Here is a 21,537-nt window from a genome sequence, read left to right on the forward strand (position 1 = left end):
CCGTGGGCGACGCATGTCTCGAGCCAAGCACTTTGCCGAGGCCCCACCGGGCCTGCTGTTCGGAACAGCTTTCTCCGAGGCCGAGCCCCCGGGCCATGCCGGACACCGCGCCCGGATGCGGGCGAAGCTCCTGAATGCCGGTCCCGACGCACTGCTCGACCACGAGCTGCTTGAAATGGTCCTGTTCCTGGCGCTGCCACGCCGCGATACCAAGCCGATCGCCCGCGCGCTGCTCACCCGCTTCGGCTCCTTCGCCAACGCCGTGTCTGCGCCGCTCACGGCTCTTCGGGAGATCGAGGGGCTCGGCGATGCCGGCGCCGCCGCGCTACGTGTCGTCCAGGGCGCCGCGCTGCGCCTGGCGCGTGCGGAGGTCATGGATCGCCCTGTCCTGAACAACTGGGATCGGCTGCTCGCCTACCTCGCCGCGGCGCTGTCGCGCGAGAAGGTGGAGCAGTTCCGAGTCCTGTTCCTCGACACCCGCAACCGCCTGATCGCGGACGAGGCGCAGGCCCGCGGCACGGTGAACCACACGCCGGTCTACCCGCGGGAAGTCGTCCGCCGCGCTCTTGAACTCCAGGCAACGGCGCTGATCCTGGTGCACAACCACCCTTCCGGCGACCCCGCTCCCTCGCGCGCGGATCTCGACATGACGCAGGAGGTGAAGGCCGCCGCCAGCGCGCTCGGCATCGTGCTGCACGACCATCTCATCGTGGGGAATGGCCGCCATTTCTCCTTCCGACGCGAAGGGCTCCTCTGAACGCTTTCGCTGGACGTGCGCCGCGTCACGCGGCAACCGTTGACCGCCAGCCCTGCAACCCGGCACGTTCCAGCCATGCGCCCCATCCTACCCATCGTCGTAATTGCCGCTGTCTGCGCCACGCTGCCGGCCTCGGCCCAGAAGCCGGGATCCCTCGGTAGCGGCGGCGGCGGGGGTCTCGGCAACCTGCCTCCGCCCGCCCAGCAGGCACCACAATTCGCACCGCAGCCGCAGCGTCCACAGATGGCCCTGCCGCGCGACAAGCCGCCGCCGCTCGGTGGCAGCCAGCAGGCATTCCCACAGCCCCGGCAGCCGCAGGGCCGTCAGCCCGGCTTCGGTGCGCCGGGACCGATGGCGGCCCTTCCAACCGCCAAGCCGCCGCCGCTTGGCGCGGCGGCAGCGCGGCCGCCCGGCAGCCAGCATGCCGGTCCGGGCCCTGGCGCCAACCCGCGCCCAGGTCCGGGCGGCCGGCAGCCGCCGCGGGACGTTTCCTCCGGCACCGGCTTCGTCGTGGCGCCGCGCCAAGTCATGACCAACCAGCACGTCGCCGACGGCTGCACCTCCATGATCGCGCGGTCCGCCACGGGCCGGGAGATCGCGGCGACGGTCATCGCCGTCGATGCCCAACGCGACCTCGCGCTGCTGCGGACCGAGGCAGATGCTGGCCCGGTCCTGCCCTTCCGGCGCACCGCCGAGGTCCGGCGCGGAGAGAACGTCGTCACATACGGCTTCCCGCTTGCCGGCCTACTGTCCTCGGGCCCGACGCTGACGACGGGCGATGTCTCGGCCCTGGCCGGGCTCGGCGACAATCCGCGCCAGATCCAGATCAGCGCGCCGGTGCAGCAGGGCAACTCCGGCGGGCCACTGCTCGACCTGCGCGGCCAGGTGGTGGGCGTTATCGTCTCGAAGCTTAATGCACAGCGCATCGCACAGGCGACGGGCGATATCCCTCAGAACGTGAACTTCGCGGTGAAGCACACGGAGGCCGTGGACTTCATGCGCGAGCACGGCGTTCAGCCGCAGCTCGAGGATCCGACGGGTACGCTACGGACGGCAGCGGAGATCGGTGATTTGGCGCACGCCTCGACCGTATTTCTCCGCTGTCTTCGGTGATCGGGGCCACGAAGGGGCGCGGGACCTAGAGTCCCGCGCGCGCTTGCAAGCCGGCTAACTCCTCGAGGAAGCGCGCCGCTGCCACATCCGGCGCCCAGGGCCGCCAAGCGTGATCGCCATAGCGCACCGCGAGCGGATCCCTTTCCATCGGCGCGACACGGATGCCGAGCGTCTCCCGCACCTCAATCCTGGTCCAGCCAACGACATGAACTGCCTCGGCGGCTGCCACGGCGATGTCGACCGCCTTGTGCGCGCGCTTCTCCACTGCCTCCCAGGCCGGCAGGCGATAGCGCGCGGCGATCACGGCCAGCAGCCGCGCCTGAAGTTCAGCGAAACCCGGGCCGAGAAAGGGCTTGAGCGGCGAGATGCAGTCGAAGTTGATCAGCCCCTCATCCGCATCGTGCAGCAATTCGCGCAACTCCTGCGCCGGGCTCAGGCGATGGCGCGTCCTCGTGCGACGCAGGGCGAGCACCGTCAGTGAGTGTTGCGCAACCGACAGCGGCTCGGGCCAGATCGAATGTCCACCCCAGCGAAACGTACGCGCTAGGCCGGTGGCAAGATCCCTATCGGTCCAGTCGAGCGGCGTGGGGGACAGGAGGTCGAGCCGCCGTCCGGATGGCAGTCGTACCCACGCACGATCGGCCGTCACGCCGAACTCCCGGGCAGAGAAGATGGATCAATCCCTACCGCCGGCGGGCTCGCGCGCCGTGCGCCGCCAAAGGAATCGACGCCCCACGACCTGCTCGCTGCCCGCACCATGGCGCCGGATGTCATGACGCGAGTGACATCCCGCAGCCCCTCGCCGCGGTCAATACGTCGCGAACACGCGCTCCAGATCCGTGACCCCCGCCGCCAGCGCCAGGGAGAGAAGCACCCGCGCCTTCTGTGGCGTCAGATTATCCGCCGTGACGAAGCCGGACTTCCGCCCACGCGTCGTCTTGCCGGCTCGGCCGGAACCGGCACGCGACGACAGCACCACCGCGATACCCTTGGCGACAGCCGCCTCCATCGCCTTGGCCATGGCCGGCGTCACATAGCCCGGAGCGAAACCGGCCGTGACGATGCCCCGCGCACCGGCAGAAACAAAGGCGTCGATCGCCGCCCCGTCCGCGCCGGCGTAAGCATAGGCGATGTCGACCCGCGGCAGCGCATCGAGGCTCCGCACATCGAATTCCGTATCCGGCGCCATTCGGCGAAGTGGCTTGCGGTACCAGCAGATCTCGTCCGCATCGGCCTGGCCGAGCACCCCGAAATCGGGCGTGCGAAAAGTTTGCATTCGTAGGGTGGAGGTCTTGGTCACCTCGCGCGCCGCCTGGATCTCATCGTTGAGCAGCACGAGCGCGCCCAGCCCGCGCGCCCGCGGATCGGACGCGACGCGCACGGCATTGAGCAGGTTCATCGGCCCGTCGCCGGCAAGCGCGGAAGCCGGACGCTGCGCGCCCACCAGCACGACCGGCACCGGCACCCTGAGAGTCAATGACAGGAAGTAAGCCGTCTCCTCCAGCGACGCCGTGCCATGCGTCACCGCAATCCCGGCAAGGTCGGGATGCTCCGCCACGAGCCGGTCACATATCAGCAGCAGTTCCTTCCATTCGGCCCAGCCGATTGCCGTGGAGGGAATCGCCTTGAACGGCACCGGGATGATCTCGGCGACCAGCGCCAACTCCGGCACGCGGGCGATCACGCCGTTGACATCGAGCATCCGCCCCGCGGCGGAGTAGTCGATCAGATCAAGCGGCCCACGCCCGACGGAGGAGATCGTTCCGCCGGTTCCGATGACGGCGACCTTCGGTTTCGCCGTCATGTGGCCTGTTGCCTCGCGGCGCCGACGCGCAGCGGCTCGATCACTTGGTTCGCCGTCATGGTACCCCCAAAACCGTGCGGAAGGAGACAACCGAGGCATTGTGTCCCCGACTGCCGTTCGGCCCACGGCCATCTGAGGCCGAGACGCTCCGGAACTCGCGCGTTACTGGCGTCGCCCGCGGCACTCTCACAGCAGACCTTCGGCATTCGTGCCGACGCCGCGTGCTCTGCAACGCTACGGTACGGTCCGACGATCGCTGCATGAAGACGCAAGAGCGGCGCTCGGACACCATCTTCATCCCCGCCCCCCACTTCGCAACGTCGGTTGAAGCGTAACCGGGGCTACCTTCCGCCGTCGCGGCGTTGGGGCGCGCGGGCCACGGGCGGAACGCGGCCCACGACGCCGGCCCGCATCTCGATGACGACGAACTACCTGTCATTTCGAGATCGCCGACGCTGTCGGTACAGCGTACCTGACCCGACCCGAACAACGACATGGACAGTCTCCTCGACTCTGTCGGATGGGCTGGTGAGTTTACTCGCGCCGCTCGACCACTGCTGTTGTCAGTCGGGAAACGCACGCAAGACGCCCGTCCGCACGATGAATCTCGGTCTGCCAGACCTGCGTAGTGCGGCCGATATGCAGCGCCCGGCAGGTCGCGCTCACCACCTGGCCGCTTGGCACCGGTGCGATGTGATTGGCGTTGATTTCGAGCCCCACCGCACGACGGTCGTCGGGCAACGTCAAAGTGCTCGCAATGCTGCCGATCGTTTCGGCCAGCACAACCGACGCGCCACCATGAAGAATGCCGAAGGGCTGGACATGCCGGTTGTCGACCGGCATCTCGGCGCGGATGAAGTCAGCGCCGACCTCAATGATACGAATGCCGAACAAGCCGGGCAGGCTGCTCTGAAACCGCGCTTCCATCTCCGCGGGATCGGCCCTGCGACGCCAGATACTCATCGCTTTTCACACTTTCGACAGGAGTTCGATGGGAGTCTGGCGCGGAACGCACAGGGCCGCCAGTGTCGGGCGTTCACCGTTGACGCGCCGGCCTTAGACAGCCTTAAGGTATGAGATATCATGTAGCGAACGGAACTTTGTCGCGTCGTGAGCATTCCGGTTTGAACGGATGCGGCGGAGTTGTCGGGCAGGATGCCCGGCCCTCGATTAGCGGATCGGGCGCCGACGAAGATCGTCGGTAGGGAATGGTGGTGCCGTGCACGTAGTGCTCGACGTGTCCCGGTTTCTCGCCTGTGGCCGCCGAAGGGCGCCATCGGGGATCGACCGGGTGGAGGTCGCCTATGCGGCCAGATGGCTGGCGGCGGCGCCGGCCTCAGTAACGTTCTGCGCGCGCGGTCCCTGGGGCGGCTACGCGGCCGTGCCGCGCTCCCTGGTCGCCGATCTTGCGGCGGCCCTGAAACTGGCCTGGGCCGGCGGCCCGCAGGCCGAAGCCGCACGCCAATCAGCGCTGCGGCTCGGCCGCCTCGCCCTCATGCGCCTCGCCGTGTCACGCGGTCGTGCGAAGCTCATGGAGGTCATGACGCGCGAACGGCGTAGCCTGTTCCTTCTCGTCTCGCATCGCCTGATGGAGAAGCCGGAACCGATTGCGGAACTCCGCAGTGCGGGTGCTGCCTTCATCCCACTGGTGCACGACCTGATCCCGGCGACGCACCCCGAATATGCGCGCCCCGGTGTCGCCATGCAGCATCTGCGGCGGCTGGAAACGGTCGCCTCGCTCGCTGCCGGTATCATCGTGAACTCGGGCGCGACGGCGGCAGTGCTGCAGCCGCATCTCGTGCGCCAAGCCGATCCGCCGGACGTCGTCGTGGCCCGGCTCGGCATCGAAATGCCGGCACCGGACGGCAGTGCCGAAGCAGCACCGGAGGAACCCTATTTCGTCTCGATCGGCACGATCGAGCCGCGCAAGAACCACCTGCTGCTCCTGCACCTGTGGCGCGACTTCGCGGCCAAGTGGGGCCCGGCGGCGCCGCGCCTCGTCCTTGTCGGCCGCCGTGGCTGGGAGAACGAGAATGTTCTCGATCTGCTCGAACGCTGCACCCTGCTGCGCGGGCTCGTCTCCGAGGCCGGCTCGCTGTCGGACCCGGCCGTGTCGGCGCTGCTGGCCGGCAGCCGCGCACTCCTTTTCCCCTCCTTCGCGGAAGGCTATGGCCTGCCGCTCGCCGAGGCACTCGCCGCCGGCGCTCCGGCCATCTGTTCCGACCTGCCGGCGCTGCGCGAGGTCGGCGGCGACGTGCCCGAATACCTCGACGCGCTGGACGGCGCCGGGTGGCGGCGCATGGTGCTCGACTACGCAGCCCCGGACAGTCGCGCGAGGGCGGCCCAGTTGGCACGGTTGCGCGGCTGGTCCGCGCCGGTCTGGGCCGAGCATTTCGACGCCGTGGACGGCCTGCTGACGCGCGTCGCGGCGCGCCACGCGGCCATGCCGGCCGCATCGCGCCGGGCGGGTGCCGCGACGTCGCCGCCCGAGCGCCTGGCCGCCGCGCCGGCCGCCCTGCGATGATCGACGCCAACGGGCGGGGCGGATGACCATCCGCACTCGCCACCAGCGCTCCAGGAAGCCTCGCCTGACAGCCGGTATCGCCATCGTCGGCGCTGCCTGCCGCCTGCCGGGCGCGCCTGATCTCGACGCCTTCTGGTCGTTGCTTGCGGAGGGACGCGACGCAGTCACCACCGTGCCACCCGATCGCTTCGATCAGCAGCGCTGGGGCCATCCGCGCCGTTCCGAGGCAGGGCGTTCCTACACCTTTGCGGCCGGCACCGTTGGCGACGCGACGGGCTTTGATGCCCCTTCCTTCGGCCTGTCCCCGCGCGAAGCGGCGGAGATGGATCCGCAGCAGCGCCTGCTCCTGGAGGTCACGGCCGAAGCCTTCGAGAATGCGGGGTGGCCGGCCGAGCGCCTCGCCGGGCGCAACATCGCTGTCTTTGCTGGTGGTTCTTCGACCGACTACGCCGAGTTGAGACTCGAAGACCCGTCGGCCGGCGACCGCTTCTTCATGACAGGCAACGCGCTGTCGATCCTGGCCAACCGGATCGGCAACGTCTTCGATCTGCGCGGCGCGGCGCAGACCGTCGACACGGCCTGCTCGTCCTCACTCGTCGCGCTTCACCTGGCGGCGCGGGCGCTGGCCGACGACCCGTCGCTGGAAGCGGCGGTGGTGGGCGGCGTCAACATGCTGCTCTCGCCGTATTCCTTCATCGGCTTCTCGCGCGCAGGGATGCTGTCGCCGACCGGGCGCTGCCGCGCCTTCGACGCCGCCGCGGATGGCTATGTGCGTGGCGAGGGCGCCGGCGTCGTCGTGCTGAAGCGCCTGGCCGACGCGGTGACCGACGGCGATCCGATTCAGGCGGTGTTGCTTGGCAGCGGTGCGAACGCCGCGGGGCGGACGATCGGCCTGTCGCTGCCCAACCGCACCGCTCAGGCCGCGCTGATGGAACGCGTCCTGGTCGACGCGGATGTCGCGCCGGAACGCTTCCTCGCCTTCGAGGCGCACGGCACCGGCACCCGAGTGGGGGACCCGGCCGAGAGTTGGGCGATCGGTACCACCATCGCTCGGTATCGTTCGACGCCGCTGCCGGTCGGTTCGGTCAAGACCAACATAGGTCACCTCGAAGCCGGCTCCGGCATGGCGGGCCTGCTGAAGGCCGTGCTGATGCTGAAGAAGGGCGCCGTCCCTCCCTCACTGCACTTCAATGAGCCTAGTCCCGACATCGATTTCGACGGACTCAACATCACGGTCCCCATCTCGCTCACCGCGGCGGTGCCACGCGAGGACGCGGTCGTCGGCGTGAATTCCTTCGGTTTCGGAGGGACGAATGCGACTGTGCTGCTCGGCCGTGCGCCAGCACGGAAGCCAGTTCCGGCGAGCCGGGCGCGCGGCAACCCGCCACTGGTGCTCTCGGCCAAGTCAGAAGCAGCGTTGGCATTGTTGGCCGCGCGCTGGCGTAGTGCGCTGACCGGTGCTGATGCAGGCCGCGTGGCGGCGCTGGCCCGCGGCGCCGCGCGGCACCGCGACCTCGCCGGGCACCGGCTGATCCTGCGCGGGCAGGATGGGGAAGCGATCGGCGATGCCATCACCGCCTGGGCCAATGGCGATCATCGTGGCGCGGTATCCGGCCAGGCGGTGCGCGGCAGCACCGCCTTCGTCTTCTCCGGCAATGGCGCGCAGCACGAAGCCATGGCGCGCGAAGCGTTGCGCCACAACGCAGCGTTTCGCACCGCCCTCAAGTCAGCCGACGCAGCCCTGTCGCCGCACCTCGGCTGGTCGCCGCTGGCGTTGCTGAAGCGCGGCGTGCCCACGGCGACGCTGTCGGGCACGGATATCGCGCAGCCCCTGCTGTTCGCGGTGCAGGTCGGCATCGTCGGCGCACTGGCGGCGCAAGGCATCCGACCGGCCCTGGTGCTCGGCCATTCGGTCGGTGAAGTCGCCGCTGCCTGGTGCGTCGGGATTCTGACGCTCGATCAGGCCGCACGGCTGATCGTCGCGCGCAGCCGACATCAGCACGCAACCCGCGGCACGGGCCGCATGGCGGCGATCGGCGCAGGAGCGGACGCCGCCGCGCCGCTGCTCGACGCCTGCGGACCCGGCCTCGAGATCGCGGCGATCAACGGCCCCACGGCGATCACCGTCGCCGGCCCGGCGGCGGCGATCGCGCGGCTGTGCGAGGCTGCGGAACCGGCACGCATCTCCGCGGTGCCGCTCGACCTCGACTACGCCTTCCATGCAGCGGCGATGGATCCCGTGCGGGATGGTCTGCTCGCCGATCTTGCCACGCTCGCACCGCAGGACGGCGCGATCCCGATGGTCTCCTCGGTGACGGGCACCGCGCTCGGCGGCCGCGAGGCTGGGGCCGACTACTGGTGGCGTAACCTGCGGGAGCCGGTGCAATTCCGTGATGCGGTTCGCGGTGCGGCAGCGATGGGAGCCAGACTCTTCATCGAGATCGGCCCGGCCGCTGTCCTTCAGTCCTATCTGCGCGAAAGTCTGCGCGCGGATACCGATGGCAGCGCGGTGCTTTCGAGCCTGACGCGCCGCGACCCGCCGGGCGACCCCTTCCCCGCCATCGCCGACCGCGCGGTCGCGCGCGGCGTGGATCCTCGCGGCGGCCCGGCCTTTGTCGGCCCAGCCGAGCGTGCCGGCCTGCCCAGAACCCCATTCGCCCGCACGCCGACCTGGTTCCCCCGGACGACGGAGACGGCGGCGCTGGTCTTGCCGCGCCGCGACCATCCGCTGCTCGGGGTCCGCCGCGATGACGATCCGGGGACCTGGACCAACTGGCTCGACACGGAGTTGCATCCCTGGCTCGCTGATCACCGCCTGTTGGGCGAAGCGGTGCTGCCGGCCGCCGGGATGGCGGAGATTGCGCTCGCCGCCGCCGCGGCCCGATTTCCCGAGGCGGAAGTGCTGGAGGCTTCGGACCTCGCAATCCAGCGCCCGCTCGCGCTTGAGCCGGATCGCAGCCGCGAGGTCCGCACGACGGTCGATGAGGAGGGCAGCCTGGTCCTCGCGAGCCGCCGGCGCCTGGCGGACGAACCCTGGAGCCTCTCCGCCCGCGCCCGCATCACCGCCCTGCCGCGCCTGCCGGCTGCGGGGACACCGACCCCGGCCGGTCAGCGTCGCGTCACTGGACCTGAGGTGACCGCCGTGGCCGCTCGCTGCGGCCTCGATTATGGTCCCGCCTTCCGCCCGGTGACAGAGGTCCTGGCCGATGACGCGGAGGCCTGCGCCCGCGTCATGCTGCACCTTCCCGACGCCGCGCCGCGTGACCACGGCTTCATTCTGCATCCTGTCCTGCTTGATGGCGCGCTGCAGGGGCTGATCGCCCTGCTCGCCGCGCCGGTGCGCGCCGAGGGCCAGTCGCTGGTACCGGTGCGCATCGGCCGGCTCACGGCACGACGGGGCGCGGCGCCGCCCGCCAGTGCCGACGTCGTGCTGAGGCGTCGTGGCGAGCGCTTCGTCGCCGCCGATCTCGTCCTTCATGATGCCACCGGCACGACAGTCGCAATCGCGCAGGATGTTTGGCTGCAACGCATCCGCCTGCCCGGCAGGACAGCACCGGCCGAGCATGCCTTCCGGCTCGACCCCGTGCCCGCCGCGCCGTTTCCACCCGCCCCGGCACCCATCGAGGTCGAAGCCGCGCTGGAGGCTGCGCGCGACACGGATGCCGCGGCGGACATGACAGAAGCAGCGCTGCTGCTGGAGGGGTTCGTGGCGTCCGCCGCCGCGAAGGCCCTACCAGGGGCGCCGCCGCTCGCCACGCCCTATCGCCGAGCGCTATGGCAATCGCTGACGGAGGCAGGGCTTGCCGAGCAGACCGCGGCCGGCTGGCGCCTGAGCGAAGACCAGGTCCTGCCTGCTGCCCCGGAAATCTGGCGCGCAGTGCTGGCCGAACAGCCTCGTCTGGCGCTCGACATGGCATGGCTCGCGCGTGCTGCCGAAACACTTCCCGCAGCCCTGGCGGGCAGCGCCGTCCCGGCGGCGGCACCGCCGCCTGAAGCGGGTGCCTTCGCAGCGATCTCCGCGGTGATGGAGGCGGCCATCGCGCGCTTGGCGGCGGACTGGCCGGCGGAACGAGCCCTGCGGGTTCTCGACCTCGGTGCCGGCGGGCCCCTCACCCGACGCGCCATCGCAGCATTGTCGGCCAGCGGCCGGCGCGTCGAGTATCGCGCCGCCGGCGAAGCCCGGGCCGGCGCCGCGCCGCCTGCAGCCGACGGCATCGCCTTCGCCTGGTCCGGCTGGGATCCGTTGGCGAGCGCGGGCGCTCCGGAGCCTGCCGACCTTGTTATCGGCCTCGCCACCGCGGCGCGGGGTCGTGCTGGGACGCGGCTCTGCGCCGCCCTGCGTCTGGCCTGTGCGCCGGGCGGACTGCTGCTGCTGGCCGAGCCGGCGCCGGGCCGCGTCTGGGATTTCGCGTGCGGCCAGCGCCCTGATTGGTGGGAAGGTGGAGATGGCACGCTACCCGATGCGAACACCTGGCTCGCCGCGCTGTCCCAGGCCGGCTTCGAGACCCCCGACGCGCTACGCCTGACGGCTGCGCCGTGGCCGGCGCTGCTGATCGCAGCGCGAGCCCCCTCCGTTATCGTGGCGACACCTGCGACGGGCCGGCGCATCCTGATATGTACGGAGGCGTCCAGTTCCGCCTTGTCCATGGCGCTGCGGGCAGTGCTGCGAACCGAGGGCCATCAGGTCTCGCAACACGTGCTCGATGCCTGTCCGTCACCGCATGACATGCGCGGCGCCTTGGTCGTCGCCCTGGCTCACGCCGGTTCGGATGCCGCGGCAACGCTCGGAGCGGCGACCCGGCTCGCCGAGGCCGCGCAGGGTAGCGCGGCGGGTTTCGTGCTGGTGGGCGCTGGCGATGCGGCGCGGTCGGCGGCCATTGCCGGCCTTGGCCGCGTGCTCGCGAACGAGATGCCGGAGTTGAAGCCGCGCCGGATCAGCCTCGACCTCAACCTGCCCGTCGATGTGGCGGCACGACGACTGGCCGCGGAACTCGCCGGCGACGCGCCGGAGGTGATGCTGACGGCCGGCGGCCGCCACACCCCTGTCCTTTCGGCCGGGCTGCCGGAACAGTCGATCCACGGCGCAGGCCGGCTCGCCATCGGGCAGCCGGGCCAGATCGGCACCCTTGGCTGGTTGCCGGAAGCCGACATGCCCAGTCCCGGCCCGGGCGAGGTCCGCCTCTCGGTCCGGGCCGCCGGGCTGAATTTCCGTGACCTGATGTGGGCGCAGGGCTTGCTCCCCGAGGATGCACTGATCGACGGTTTCGCCGGCCCGACGCTCGGCATGGAATGCGCGGGCGTCGTGGAGGCCGTCGGTCCCGATGTCGCATTGAAGCCCGGGCAGGCGGTGTTCGGCTTCGCGCCGGCCGCATTCTCGTCGCGCGCGCTGACGCGCGCAGAGGCCCTGGTTCCCTTGCCCACCGGACTCGCGCCAGAAGCGGCGGCGACGGTGCCCGTCGCCTTCATCACCGCGTCTTATGCGCTTGAGACGCTGGCCCGCATCCGCCCCGGCGAACGCGTGCTGATCCATGGCGGCGCCGGCGGCGTCGGCCTCGCGGCGATACAGATTGCTCAAGCCGCCGGCGCGCTGGCTGCGGCCACTGCCGGCAGCGAGGAAAAGCGCGCCTTCCTGCGCATGGCCGGTGCAGACCTCGTGCTCGACAGCCGCGATCCGGGCTTTGCGGACCTGCTGCGCGCAGCTTGGCCCGCCGGCGTGGATGTCGTGCTGAATTCCCTGGCTGGCGAAGCGATGGAGCGCAGCCTCGGCCTGGTTGCACCTTTCGGGCGCTTCATCGAGCTCGGCAAGCGCGACTTCGTCGAGAACCGCCGGGCGCCGCTGCGTCCTCTTCGGCGCAACGTCTCCTACTACGCCGTAGATGCCGATGCACTGCCGCGGGCGAAGCCGGACCTCGCCGCCGCGCTGCTGGCCGACATCGCCGCCCGACTAGCCGACGGCACCCTGCTGCCGCTGCCGCATACCGTCTTCGCGGCGGAGGAGGCGGAGACAGCCTTCCGAACCCTTCAGGCATCGACCCACATCGGCAAGCTGGTAATCCGCCCACCCGGTAGCGGCGGACAGGTCACGACGGAAGCCTGGCAGCCGGATGCCGATGGGACCTATCTGGTGGTCGGCGGCGTGCAGGGATTCGGCCTCGAATGCGCGAAGTGGCTGGCAGCCGGCGGGGCGGCGCATCTCGTGCTGATCTCGCGGCGCGGCGGCACGACGCCGGGGGCTGAAGCGGCGCTACGGACGCTTGCGGCCCTCGGCGCCAGGACGCGGATCGAGCCCTGCGATGCGAGCGACCCGGATGCTCTCGCAGCGCTGCTCTCACGTCTGCGTCGCGAGGGACCGCCGATCCGTGGCGTGGTGCACGCGGCTGCGACGTTTGCCGACGGTGCGGCAGCGAGCATGGATGCGTCGCGCTTCGCCGCCGTGCTGACTCCCAAGCTGCTCGCCGCCGAACATCTCGACCGACTGACGGCGGAGGACCCACTACATCTGTTCCTGCTGTTCTCCTCGGCGACGACAGCCTTCGGCAATCCCGGTCAGGCCAATTACGTCGCGGCGAATGCGGCGCTGGAGGCGATCGCGCGACGCCGCGTCGCAACTGGTCACCCGGCGCTCGCCGTCGGCTGGGGCCCCATCGCGGATGCTGGTGTGCTAGCCAGCGACACCGCCACGGCCGAGACGCTCGAACGCCGCACCGGCGTTGCGCCGATGCCGGCGCAGGAAGCGCTGGCGGCCCTGCCTGCCCTGCTCGCCGCCGGCGTTCCTGTCGCGCATCTCGCGCGCGTCACCTGGGCAACGCTGTCGGCGGGCCTGCCAATCCTCTCCGAGCCAGCCTATGCCGGCGTGCGTACTGCGCGCGAAGCCGGCGCCGATGGCGCGGACCTCCGCGCCGCGCTGCGCGCCCTGCCCGCGGAGGAGGCCCGGGCGCGTCTGATCGCGCTGGCGCAGGAAGAAATCGCCCGCATCCTCCGCCTGCCGGTCGAGGCCGTGGGCGCTGACGCACCGGTCGCCGGGCTCGGCCTCGACAGCCTCGGCGGGCTTGAACTGCGGATGGCGCTGGAACGGCGGCTCGGGGTGCAGGTCCCGCTCGCCGCCGTGACGGAGGATCTGACCATCGCGATCCTCGCCGGCCGCATCGCCGGCGTGGTGCTGGAAGACAGGACGGAGCACACCGTGCAGTCGCTGATGGATGCCTATGAGCCAGCCGCCGTGGCCGCGACGGAGGGCGCGAAGTGACCCAAGGCTTCGGCCTGTCGGCTACGGCACGCCTCGCGCTGCTGCAGCGCCTCTCGCGTCGCAGGGAGGAGAAGGCGCCCGGCGCCGCACGCGCCTTTCGCGAATTGCCCGGCCAGCGTGACATGGAACTGATCCGAGAGGCCGCCGGGGCGCTGGGCCTCGAGAACCCGTTCTTCCGGCCCCATGAGGGCATCGCCGGCGCGACCACGAGGATCGGCAACCGCGAGCTCATCAACTATGGCTCCTACAATTATCTCGGCCTGAACGGCGACGCGCGGGTGATGCGCGCCGCGCAGGCGGCGATCGACCGACACGGCGTCTCGGCTTCAGCGTCCCGGATGGTGTCCGGCGAGCGTCCGGGGCACGCGGCGCTTGAACAGGCGCTGGCGGCGCATTACGGCGTTGAGGCCGCGCTGGCCTTCGTGTCCGGCCATGCGACGAACGTCACCGTACTCGGCCATCTCATGGGGCCGCGCGACCTCATCCTCCATGATGCTGCAATCCACAATTCCTGCACCGAGGGGGCGCGGCTGTCGGGCGCGCGGCGTATCGCCTTCGCGCACAATGACTGGCAGGCGGCGGAGAAGGAGCTCGCCACCGCCCGCCGCGCCGCGCGCCGCGCGCTGATTGTCATCGAGGGTCACTACTCGATGGATGGCGACATCCCCGACCTGCCCCGCTTCGTCGAGATGGCCCGGCGGCACGATGCCTGGCTGATGGTCGACGAGGCGCATGGCATGGGCGTGGTGGGCCGCACCGGTCACGGCATCCACGAACACTGGGGCGTCGATGCGCGCGAGGTCGACATCTGGATGGGCACGCTGTCCAAGACGCTGTCGGGATGCGGCGGCTACATCGCGGGCAATGCCGATCTGATCGCCTGGCTCAAGCATTCCGCACCGGGCTTCGTCTATTCGGTCGGCATGGCGCCGGCACTCGCCGCCGCCGCGCTCGAAGCGCTGGCCATCCTCCAGGCGGAGCCGGAACGCGTCGCTCGGGTGCAGCGCAATGCGGCGCTGTTCCTGCGTCTCGCGAAAGAAGCCGGGCTCGACACCGGCACCTCGGCAGGCCTCGCCATCGTGCCGGTGATCGTTGGCTCCTCGGTCGGCGCGGCGCGGCTATCGCAGGCGCTGTTCGAGCAGGGAATCAACGTCCAGCCGATCCTCTATCCGGCGGTCCCCGACAGCTCGGCGCGGCTGCGCTTCTTCCTGTCCTCAGAGCATAGCGAAGCGCAGATCCGTTCCACCATCGACGCCGTCCAGGCCGCTATGGCCGGCGCACGCCCGGCTGAGATCCCGGGCTGAACGCCGCCCCGTCCCGGCTGCGCATCGCCCTGCTGACACTCGAAAGCACGGCGAGCGCGGAGGCCGCCGCGCGGGTGCTGCGCGAGACGCCGCACGAGGTTGTCTTGCTCGGCCTGTCGGATGCTTGGCGCGACCGGCGCGCCAGCACGCGGCGCCACCTCGCCCGATCAGGGCCGCGCATCCTGCCATGGTTGTTCGCCGAATTCGCCGCGCCGCGGCTGCTACGCGGCAACGGCGCCGTCGGCCCGCTCGGCGCCGCCGCGTTGGAGCGCAGGGTGCCGCCGACGACCACCGCCTCGGTCAACAGCGCGGCAACTCAGGGCATGCTGGAGGCGCTGCGGCCGGATCTGATCGTCACATGCCATTTCGACCAGATCCTGGCGCCCGCAACGATCGCGACCGCCCGGCTCGGCGGCATCAACCTGCATCCGTCGCTGCTGCCGTTGCATCGCGGCCCCATGCCTTGCTTCTGGGCGGCGGCGGACGGGGGCAACGCGCATCTCGGGGTTACGGTCCATCGCCTTGTCCCTCGCATCGATGCGGGAGCGATCCTTGCGCAGCGCGCCGTGCAGCCCTTGGTGGGTGCCACGGTATCCGCCACGGCGCGGCAGCTTCACCTTGTCGGCGCGGAACTGCTCCTCCAGGTGATCGAGGACATTGCCGACGGGCGCGACCTTGGCCGCGACGTGCCGCTGCTGCCTTATCGGCCCTTCCCTACCCGGGTCGACTTGGCAGCGGCTGCGAAGCGCGGCGTGCGGCTGACGGGCTGGGCCGACCTGCGGGCCGCGCGCGCGCTGGGCGGCACCTTGCTGTAGACGTCAACTGCTGCCGAGAACCGTTCCCACCACAAGCCGGTGCAGCGACGCCGGATCCAGCGGACGCTTCCCCCCCTTCCCGAGCCTGTCGCTGCGCCAGACCAGATAATCCGTGTCCGTCCCGCCGCGGGCCGCGGGCAATGCGGGGCGATGGTCGCCGAACGCAGCCAGCACGACCGGCCTGCTGCTTTGGCGGGCCCCCGCGGCGAGCGTGCCGACCATGGCGTCCGTGGCTGCCATCCGCGCCGCCCAGCTCGCCGCGGGGTCCGGCCCTGGCCATGGCCCGTGCCCGGCGACGGTGATGGCGTAGAGCAGGGCCGGGCCACTCGCCGCAGCGAGTTCATCGGTCAACCGCGCAGCCACCGCAGCATCCGTGACGAGGCCGCTGTTCCGGGGAGCATCCGCGAAGGCCGAACCGGCCTCGAAGCGTTGGAAGCCGAGCGCCGGCAGAACGCGATCGCGGCCGAAGAAGCGCTCGTCGAACGGATGCAGACATGTTGTGGTGTAACCGGCGCCTCGCAACGCCCACGCGATGGATGAAACCGGCGCACGCGCGAAGCGGAAATAGGGGTTCAGGCGGTCCAGCCCGAGCACGCCATCAGCGAGGCCGGTCAGCACCGCGAATTCCGTCCGCATGGTGTTCGCCCCGAAGCCGGGCACGGCCAACGGCCCGTGCGCGACTGCGCCGGCGGCGAGGGCATCCCACTGCGTCAGCGCAGCAGGAACTCCAAGGCGACGAGGATCGCAGAAGGATTCGAGCTGTAACAGCAGCAGATGCGGCAGCTCCGCGGCGCGCGACGCAATGGCCGGCCGCGGGGGATGCGCCGCGCGCCGGCCGGGCCGTTCGACGGCCGCGATCCGGGCATGCAGGGCGAAGGTCGCCATCGGGCCGAAACGCGCGGTGTCCTGCGACGGGTCGCGCGCCGGCTCCACACCGCGCAGCAGGACAAGCGGCCGCAGCAGCAGTGCCACGAGTCCTGCGGAGGCCGTCGCCAGAGCCAGGCGACCGCCCGCCCCGATCACGATCGGCGGCTCCAGCGCCAGCACCAGGGCGAAGGCGATCGCGCCCGATCCGATCCCGCCAACGATCACGGTCATCGGCACGAACGGCAGGTAGAAGCGCGGATGCGCCGCTACCTGCCATAGCAGCCCGCCATCGGTGAATGTCAGCGGCTCCCCCAGCGTGGCGCGCTTCGCCCGATCGGCAATGGCGAGGAACAGGCATAGCCCCGCCGCAAAACCGCCGGCCATGATGGGTCGCGCCGTCGCCGCGAGTAGAACCAGAAACAGTGCCGCGACGGGCGCGAGGTCCAGCAAGGCCCATGGCGACAGTCGCGACCCCGCGCCTCGCCGCAGCCAGGCCCAGAAAGGCAGCGGCACGGCAGCCCCGGCGAGAAGGTGCAGTGCGTCGCTCACGCGCGAACGGCGATACCGCAGCGCCGTCGGCGCACCCGTCCCGACCCGCACGATGCCCACGTAATCACGGCGCAACTCCGCGCATTCATACCTATTCAGCCGCGATGCGTGCGTCGACAGTGGCGGCGGCCTCGAGCCGAACCATGGCGTTGCCCACAGCCTCGGCGATGCCAACCTGACTGAAGAACCCCCCCCGGATCAGGCAATGGGCAGCCAGGACCCGGCGCAACGCGTCGACGAGGGCGGCGTCCGGCGCCACTGCTTCGGTCCAGAAGCGGTCCAGACCATACTGGTAGGTCAGGCCGGGCATGTCATAGAGCGCCGCGCCGAGAGCAATGACCGGCTTGCCGTCGCGCAGGGATTGCAGGCCAGCCGTGCTGTTGACGGTGACGACGCCGGCGGCCGGTGCCAGCACCGGGCCGAAGGGCAGTTCGGGCAGCCATGCCACACGGCCGGCGACCCCGCATGCCGCTGCCTGCGCCAAGGTAACGCGTCCCCAATCGGTCAGCCCGTTGTCCAAGGGATGTCCCTTCACAGCGAGCAGCGCGTCCCTCGGCGCATGCGCTGCGAAGGACGATACGACCGTCGCGATCGCCTCGCCGAGCCCGGCAAACGGCGAATGGCGCCGCAGCTGGTAGTCCCCTTCGAGCTGAAGAGGCATCACGAATACGGGTCCCGCCCAGGACTGCACCCGCGCGAGGCGCCGCCGCGCGGCCCCCTGGCGCCAGGGCCGCTGCGCCCCGCGCAGCAGCCAGCCGGCATACTCATGGAAGGGATTCCAGGGCCGGTGCGTGCGCCAATGCGGGAACCGGCCCCGGAACACGAGGTTGTGGATATTGTACCGGACATCGTCGCTGGCGCGGCGCAGGAACGATCCGCCGGACAGCGTCTCCGGCTCCGCGGGTGGCAGGCCGCGTGCCAGGGCGAGGATGCGCGCCGGGCTGCGCGGCAGCGAGGAGTGGGCATTCACCCCGCCCTGCTCCAGCGTGATGTAGCCCGGCCGCAGATAGGCCTCCTCGAAGATCCAGCTCCGCAGCCCGAGCCGCTTCGCGATGCCGATCGCGTCGACATGACGTGGCCGGCAGTCGCTGAACATGACGATGTCGGTTGTGCCGTGACGCGCAACCATCGCCTCGAATGCCGCCGGCCATTCCGCGCCGGTGCCAGTGAAGTCGATGGCGCCGGGCCGCTTCCAAAACAGCCGGTCACCGGGGTTGAAGTTCACGCGGTGCACCGCGTGGCCGCGCGAGGCCAGCGCATCACCCAGCCGCACGAACAGGTGAGTCGCCAGGCCCTGAAGGAACAGGAAGGAACGCCGCTCCGTCATCGTCTTCGCCCGCGCTCGATGCGCGCCATCAGACCGCCTTGCCACCGGCGCAGCCAACCCAAAAGGCCGCCGCGCCAGGGTACGGGGTCTGCAAGGCGGTCTAGCAAGGCTTCCGGCGTCGTCGGCAATTGCGTCACCGGATCCTGATAGCGGGGATAGGCCACGAGTGCACCGGCAACAAGTTCGTCAACTGATAGGCGACGCACACGCCGGGCGATCGGCACGCGATCGGTGGTCAGCCCCCAGCCGGCATAGAAGGGCTGACCCCAACACGTCACGGACAGGCCGCGCAGCAGCGCCTCGAACCCGGTCAACGAGGTCAGCGTATGCACCTCGTCGACCTGTGTGAGCAGCGGGGCGATCTGTACATGCTCCAGCACGACATCCGCGAGCCCCACGGCGTCGGCAGGCGAAACCCGGCCGCGGCGATATCCCGCCTCCACATCCGGGTGCGGCTTGTAAGCGATAAAGGCCTCGGGGTGGGCTGCCCGCACCGCGCGCAGCAGGTCAAAATTGGTCCGCACAGAGCCCGCCCCGCCGCGCAGGACGGACAGATCGTCCTCGACCTGGCCCGGCACGAGGATGCGGCGGCGGCCAGCCATAGCGGGCAGCACAGGTGCGGCGCCGCCAAGGTTGTACTTCGTCACGCCACGCGCCACGAGAGCCGCGCGTAACGCCGCAGCCCGCACAAGAAGTGCCGGCGGGAAGTCGGCCGTCGCCAGCAGGATCTCCAGGTCGCTCGGCCCAGACGGGTCATAGTACGGCCGTCGGCTGTCGAGTGTGATCGACGCGCCGGGCAGGAAGCCTGCACCCAGCCCGGCCGAGCGGATGAAACCGTCCTCGACCCAAAGCACCGGTACGCCCGCAGCGCGTGCCTGGACCTCGAGTCCGGGCGGCACGCGGCTCGACCAAGCGGCGATGGCACCGCCCCGGCGGTTTGCTTCGGCCACGGCGGCACGCGCGGTCCGCGCGAAGGCTGGCGCGCCTGCCGCCGTCTCGAAGACCGAGGCGATGCTTCGCCGTTTCCAGAAGGACATTCCGACGCACACGGCGACGCGGGCCTTCGCGGCATCCTGCGCGCGCCATTCCCCGAGCAGCGCGATGGCCTCCTCGAGCGGAATGGGACGCGCACGAACCGGGTCCGCACAGCGGGCGGAGGCGGCGATGGATGCCAGGGCGGCGACGCCATCGGGACCCCGCCCTCCCGGGTATCGCACCTCGACGCCCGCCATCGCGGCGAGCAGCGCGGTCGGGCCGGGCAAGGCATGCAGGCGCGCGGCGACATCGATCAATGTCCAGGGATCGAGGCGTCGCGGCAGTGTCGCCGCCAGAACCGGCTTGGCCGTCGCCGGCGCCTCCGGTGCGCGGCAGGCGATCACCGGGCGTCCCGAGGCGGCGGCTCGCGCGGTATCCCACATGTCGCGGGCGGCGCCGACGGCAGCCGGGTCGCAAGGGTCGAGGACGAGAACGGCCTCCCCGGCCGCTGCACCGACGGCAGCAGGACCAGGGTCCGGCAGGCCCGGGGGTCCGCCGATCCGTGCATGTCTCAACAGGCGGCGAAGTCCCGCCGCCCGGTGGCGCTCCCGTCCGGGCGAGGTGAGGAGGGCATCGAGCGGCTGCTCCACCTCCGCGCCGAGCAGGATGACCGGGGGTCGTCCGCCTGGGCCTAGCGGAGCGAAAGGCTCCGGCGTCACGCGAAACACAGCCCCATCCCACCGTGCCGGGACGGGCACGCCCTGCGGCAGCAGCAGCCGGGCGCGATCATCCACGGCAGCTCCACCGCGATACGGCGCGCAAGGCCAGAATGCGGGCAGATGCGGCCAGCGCCGGAGGAGGCCGGCGGGTACTAGCAGGTACGCGCTACGTTCGGTCCGGGTCGGAACGGCAAAAAAACCATTAAGCTGCATTGCTGCATCATCTTGCACGCGACAAGCCTCACACGTGATCGCGGTGCACCATTCCGATCTGTAACTCGGCCCACAGCGTCTTGTTTTTGCGTAGTTCCGCGCGAAAGGCTAGCTTTCGGCGCCAGCGGACCTTGAGGTGACTAGCGAATGATTCCGGGCTCGAACAGCGGCGGATGCAGACCGGTTGCGGGCGTCCTCGGGCTGTTGCTGTTGGCGGCTTGCGCCGATGCGGGAACGGCTCCCACTCAGCCCGCCGATGCGGCAATAGCGTCGATTTCCGACCCCGTGGTTGCCTTTGCCGCCAGCGCCGGCGCAGGTGCCGAGGAGACGGTCACCCTACCCTCGACCGGCCAGACGGTGCGGCTGCGGCTGGTGCGCGCCTATGCGGCCGCAAGCGGCCGCGAATGCCGGGAGGTGCAGATGGGAACCGGTAGCGGCTCCTCCTCCCGTCTCCTGTGCAGCGCCGGCACCGGCTGGCGGGAGGCGCGGCCATTGCTCCGCGGTGGCGCCACGGGCATGCCGTGAGCGAGACCTCCGCGAGGCCGCTGCTGGTCGATTGTGCCCGGCAGCAGGTGCGCGTCATCGGCGCGCTGATCCTTCGCGAGTTGCATACGCGCTTCGGCCGGCGGCGCTTCGGCTACCTATGGCTATTCTTCGAGCCGCTTCTGCTCGGCGGCATGATTGCGGTCATCCACGGCTCGGGCTTGCGGGGCGGAAGCGGCATCCGTGGCACCTTCGAGTTCTTCTCGATCGGCTACGTCTTGTTCTTCGCCTTTCGCGGCATGATCAACCGCGCCTCCTCGACCATCTCGTCGAACCGCGGCCTGCTGTATCATCGGCAGGTCACGCTGCCCGATCTCTTCTTCGCCCGCCACATCATCGAAGGCGTGGCCTGTACTGGCGTGATGACAATCTTCACGATCATCGCAGTCGGGCTCGGCAGCGCGTTTCCAGACTCCCCCATGAAGATGCTCTGCGCCCTGGGGCTGATGGTTCTGCTGGCGCAGGGCGTCGCGCTGGTCGTCGGCGCGGTGACCAGCGAGTGGGAAGTCGTCGAACGCTTCGTCCACGCCATGTCCTACCTCATGCTGCCCTTCAGCGGCCTGTTCTTCATGGTGGAGTGGTTGCCCGGATGGATGCAGGACATCGTGGTATGGATTCCGACGGTCCACATCTTCGAGCTGCTCCGCGACGGCCAGTTCGGCGATCGCTACCGCGCCACATACGACCTCAGCTACGTGGCCGGCTGGATTCTCATCCCTCACCTGCTCGGCCTGACCGGCCTGAGGCTGGCGCGCCAGCGGATCGGGCTGGAATAGGCAGA

The 21,537-nt window shown here is 70.4% G+C and carries 14 protein-coding genes; 8 read left to right on the forward strand and 6 right to left on the reverse strand.

Translation table 11 applies throughout. The annotated features are described in order from the left end of the window. The first annotated feature begins 13 nt into the window (after positions 1 to 13). Both radC and GXW78_RS25380 read left to right on the forward strand, forming a co-directional pair. Positions 14 to 757 carry a RadC family protein gene (gene radC, locus GXW78_RS25375; protein WP_211871711.1) on the forward strand — a complete coding sequence of 248 codons (744 nt, stop codon included), beginning with the start codon at positions 14 to 16 and terminating at the stop codon, positions 755 to 757. Between the two features lie 75 nt (positions 758 to 832). Further along, positions 833 to 1,870 carry a S1C family serine protease gene (locus GXW78_RS25380; protein ID WP_211871712.1) on the forward strand — a complete coding sequence of 346 codons (1,038 nt, stop codon included), beginning with the start codon at positions 833 to 835 and terminating at the stop codon, positions 1,868 to 1,870. Between the two features lie 25 nt (positions 1,871 to 1,895). Here the strand turns inward: GXW78_RS25380 and GXW78_RS25385 are convergent, their stop codons facing one another. From GXW78_RS25385 to GXW78_RS25395, 3 genes are all read right to left on the reverse strand, one after another. Beyond that, positions 1,896 to 2,519, reverse strand: coding sequence for an HD family hydrolase (locus GXW78_RS25385; protein WP_211871713.1), 624 nt, complete (start codon positions 2,517 to 2,519; stop codon positions 1,896 to 1,898). A gap of 159 nt (positions 2,520 to 2,678) precedes the next feature. Next, positions 2,679 to 3,674 carry an asparaginase gene (locus GXW78_RS25390; protein ID WP_211871714.1) on the reverse strand — a complete coding sequence of 332 codons (996 nt, stop codon included), beginning with the start codon at positions 3,672 to 3,674 and terminating at the stop codon, positions 2,679 to 2,681. Between the two features lie 534 nt (positions 3,675 to 4,208). Then, entirely contained in the window at positions 4,209 to 4,637 is a 429-nt protein-coding gene (locus GXW78_RS25395; protein ID WP_211871715.1) for a hotdog fold thioesterase, read from the reverse strand. Positions 4,638 to 4,893: 256 nt separating this feature from the next. Here GXW78_RS25395 and GXW78_RS28535 point away from each other — a divergent pair, with 256 nt between their 5' ends. The 4 genes from GXW78_RS28535 to GXW78_RS25415 all read left to right on the forward strand — a co-directional run bounded on the left by GXW78_RS28535 (position 4,894) and on the right by GXW78_RS25415 (position 15,563). Next, positions 4,894 to 6,198, forward strand: a complete 1,305-nt coding sequence (locus GXW78_RS28535) for a glycosyltransferase (protein ID WP_211871716.1) — start codon at positions 4,894 to 4,896, stop codon at positions 6,196 to 6,198. Between the two features lie 22 nt (positions 6,199 to 6,220). Beyond that, entirely contained in the window at positions 6,221 to 13,444 is a 7,224-nt protein-coding gene (locus GXW78_RS25405; protein ID WP_211871717.1) for a type I polyketide synthase, read from the forward strand. Continuing rightward, positions 13,441 to 14,748, forward strand: a complete 1,308-nt coding sequence (locus GXW78_RS25410; RefSeq protein ID WP_211871718.1) for an aminotransferase class I/II-fold pyridoxal phosphate-dependent enzyme — start codon at positions 13,441 to 13,443, stop codon at positions 14,746 to 14,748. The genes GXW78_RS25405 and GXW78_RS25410 overlap by 4 nt, the downstream gene beginning before the upstream one ends. 74 nt (positions 14,749 to 14,822) lie before the next feature. Further along, positions 14,823 to 15,563 carry a formyltransferase family protein gene (locus GXW78_RS25415; RefSeq protein ID WP_211871719.1) on the forward strand — a complete coding sequence of 247 codons (741 nt, stop codon included), beginning with the start codon at positions 14,823 to 14,825 and terminating at the stop codon, positions 15,561 to 15,563. Between the two features lie 3 nt (positions 15,564 to 15,566). On the opposite strand, the gene GXW78_RS28540 is transcribed toward GXW78_RS25415, so the two are convergent. The 3 genes from GXW78_RS28540 to GXW78_RS28545 form a co-directional block, all read right to left on the reverse strand. Continuing rightward, entirely contained in the window at positions 15,567 to 16,979 is a 1,413-nt protein-coding gene (locus GXW78_RS28540) for a sulfatase-like hydrolase/transferase (protein WP_211871720.1), read from the reverse strand. A gap of 91 nt (positions 16,980 to 17,070) precedes the next feature. Then, positions 17,071 to 18,306 carry a capsule biosynthesis protein gene (locus GXW78_RS25425; protein WP_211871721.1) on the reverse strand — a complete coding sequence of 412 codons (1,236 nt, stop codon included), beginning with the start codon at positions 18,304 to 18,306 and terminating at the stop codon, positions 17,071 to 17,073. Then, a complete protein-coding gene (locus tag GXW78_RS28545) occupies positions 18,303 to 20,075 on the reverse strand; it encodes a capsular polysaccharide export protein, LipB/KpsS family (protein ID WP_211871722.1) in 1,773 nt (590 codons plus the stop codon). Before GXW78_RS28545 ends, GXW78_RS25425 begins: the two co-directional genes overlap by 4 nt. A 423-nt stretch (positions 20,076 to 20,498) precedes the next feature. On the opposite strand from GXW78_RS28545, the gene GXW78_RS28550 reads away from it, so the two are divergent. After that, positions 20,499 to 20,738, forward strand: coding sequence for a DVU3141 family protein (locus GXW78_RS28550; protein WP_338147848.1), 240 nt, complete (start codon positions 20,499 to 20,501; stop codon positions 20,736 to 20,738). Beyond that, entirely contained in the window at positions 20,735 to 21,532 is a 798-nt protein-coding gene (locus tag GXW78_RS25440; protein WP_211871724.1) for an ABC transporter permease, read from the forward strand. Before GXW78_RS28550 ends, GXW78_RS25440 begins: the two co-directional genes overlap by 4 nt. Positions 21,533 to 21,537: the final 5 nt, after the last annotated feature.

Origin of the sequence: Neoroseomonas terrae, from assembly GCF_018129025.1 — a bacterium.
Lineage (GTDB): Bacteria > Pseudomonadota > Alphaproteobacteria > Acetobacterales > Acetobacteraceae > Neoroseomonas > Neoroseomonas terrae.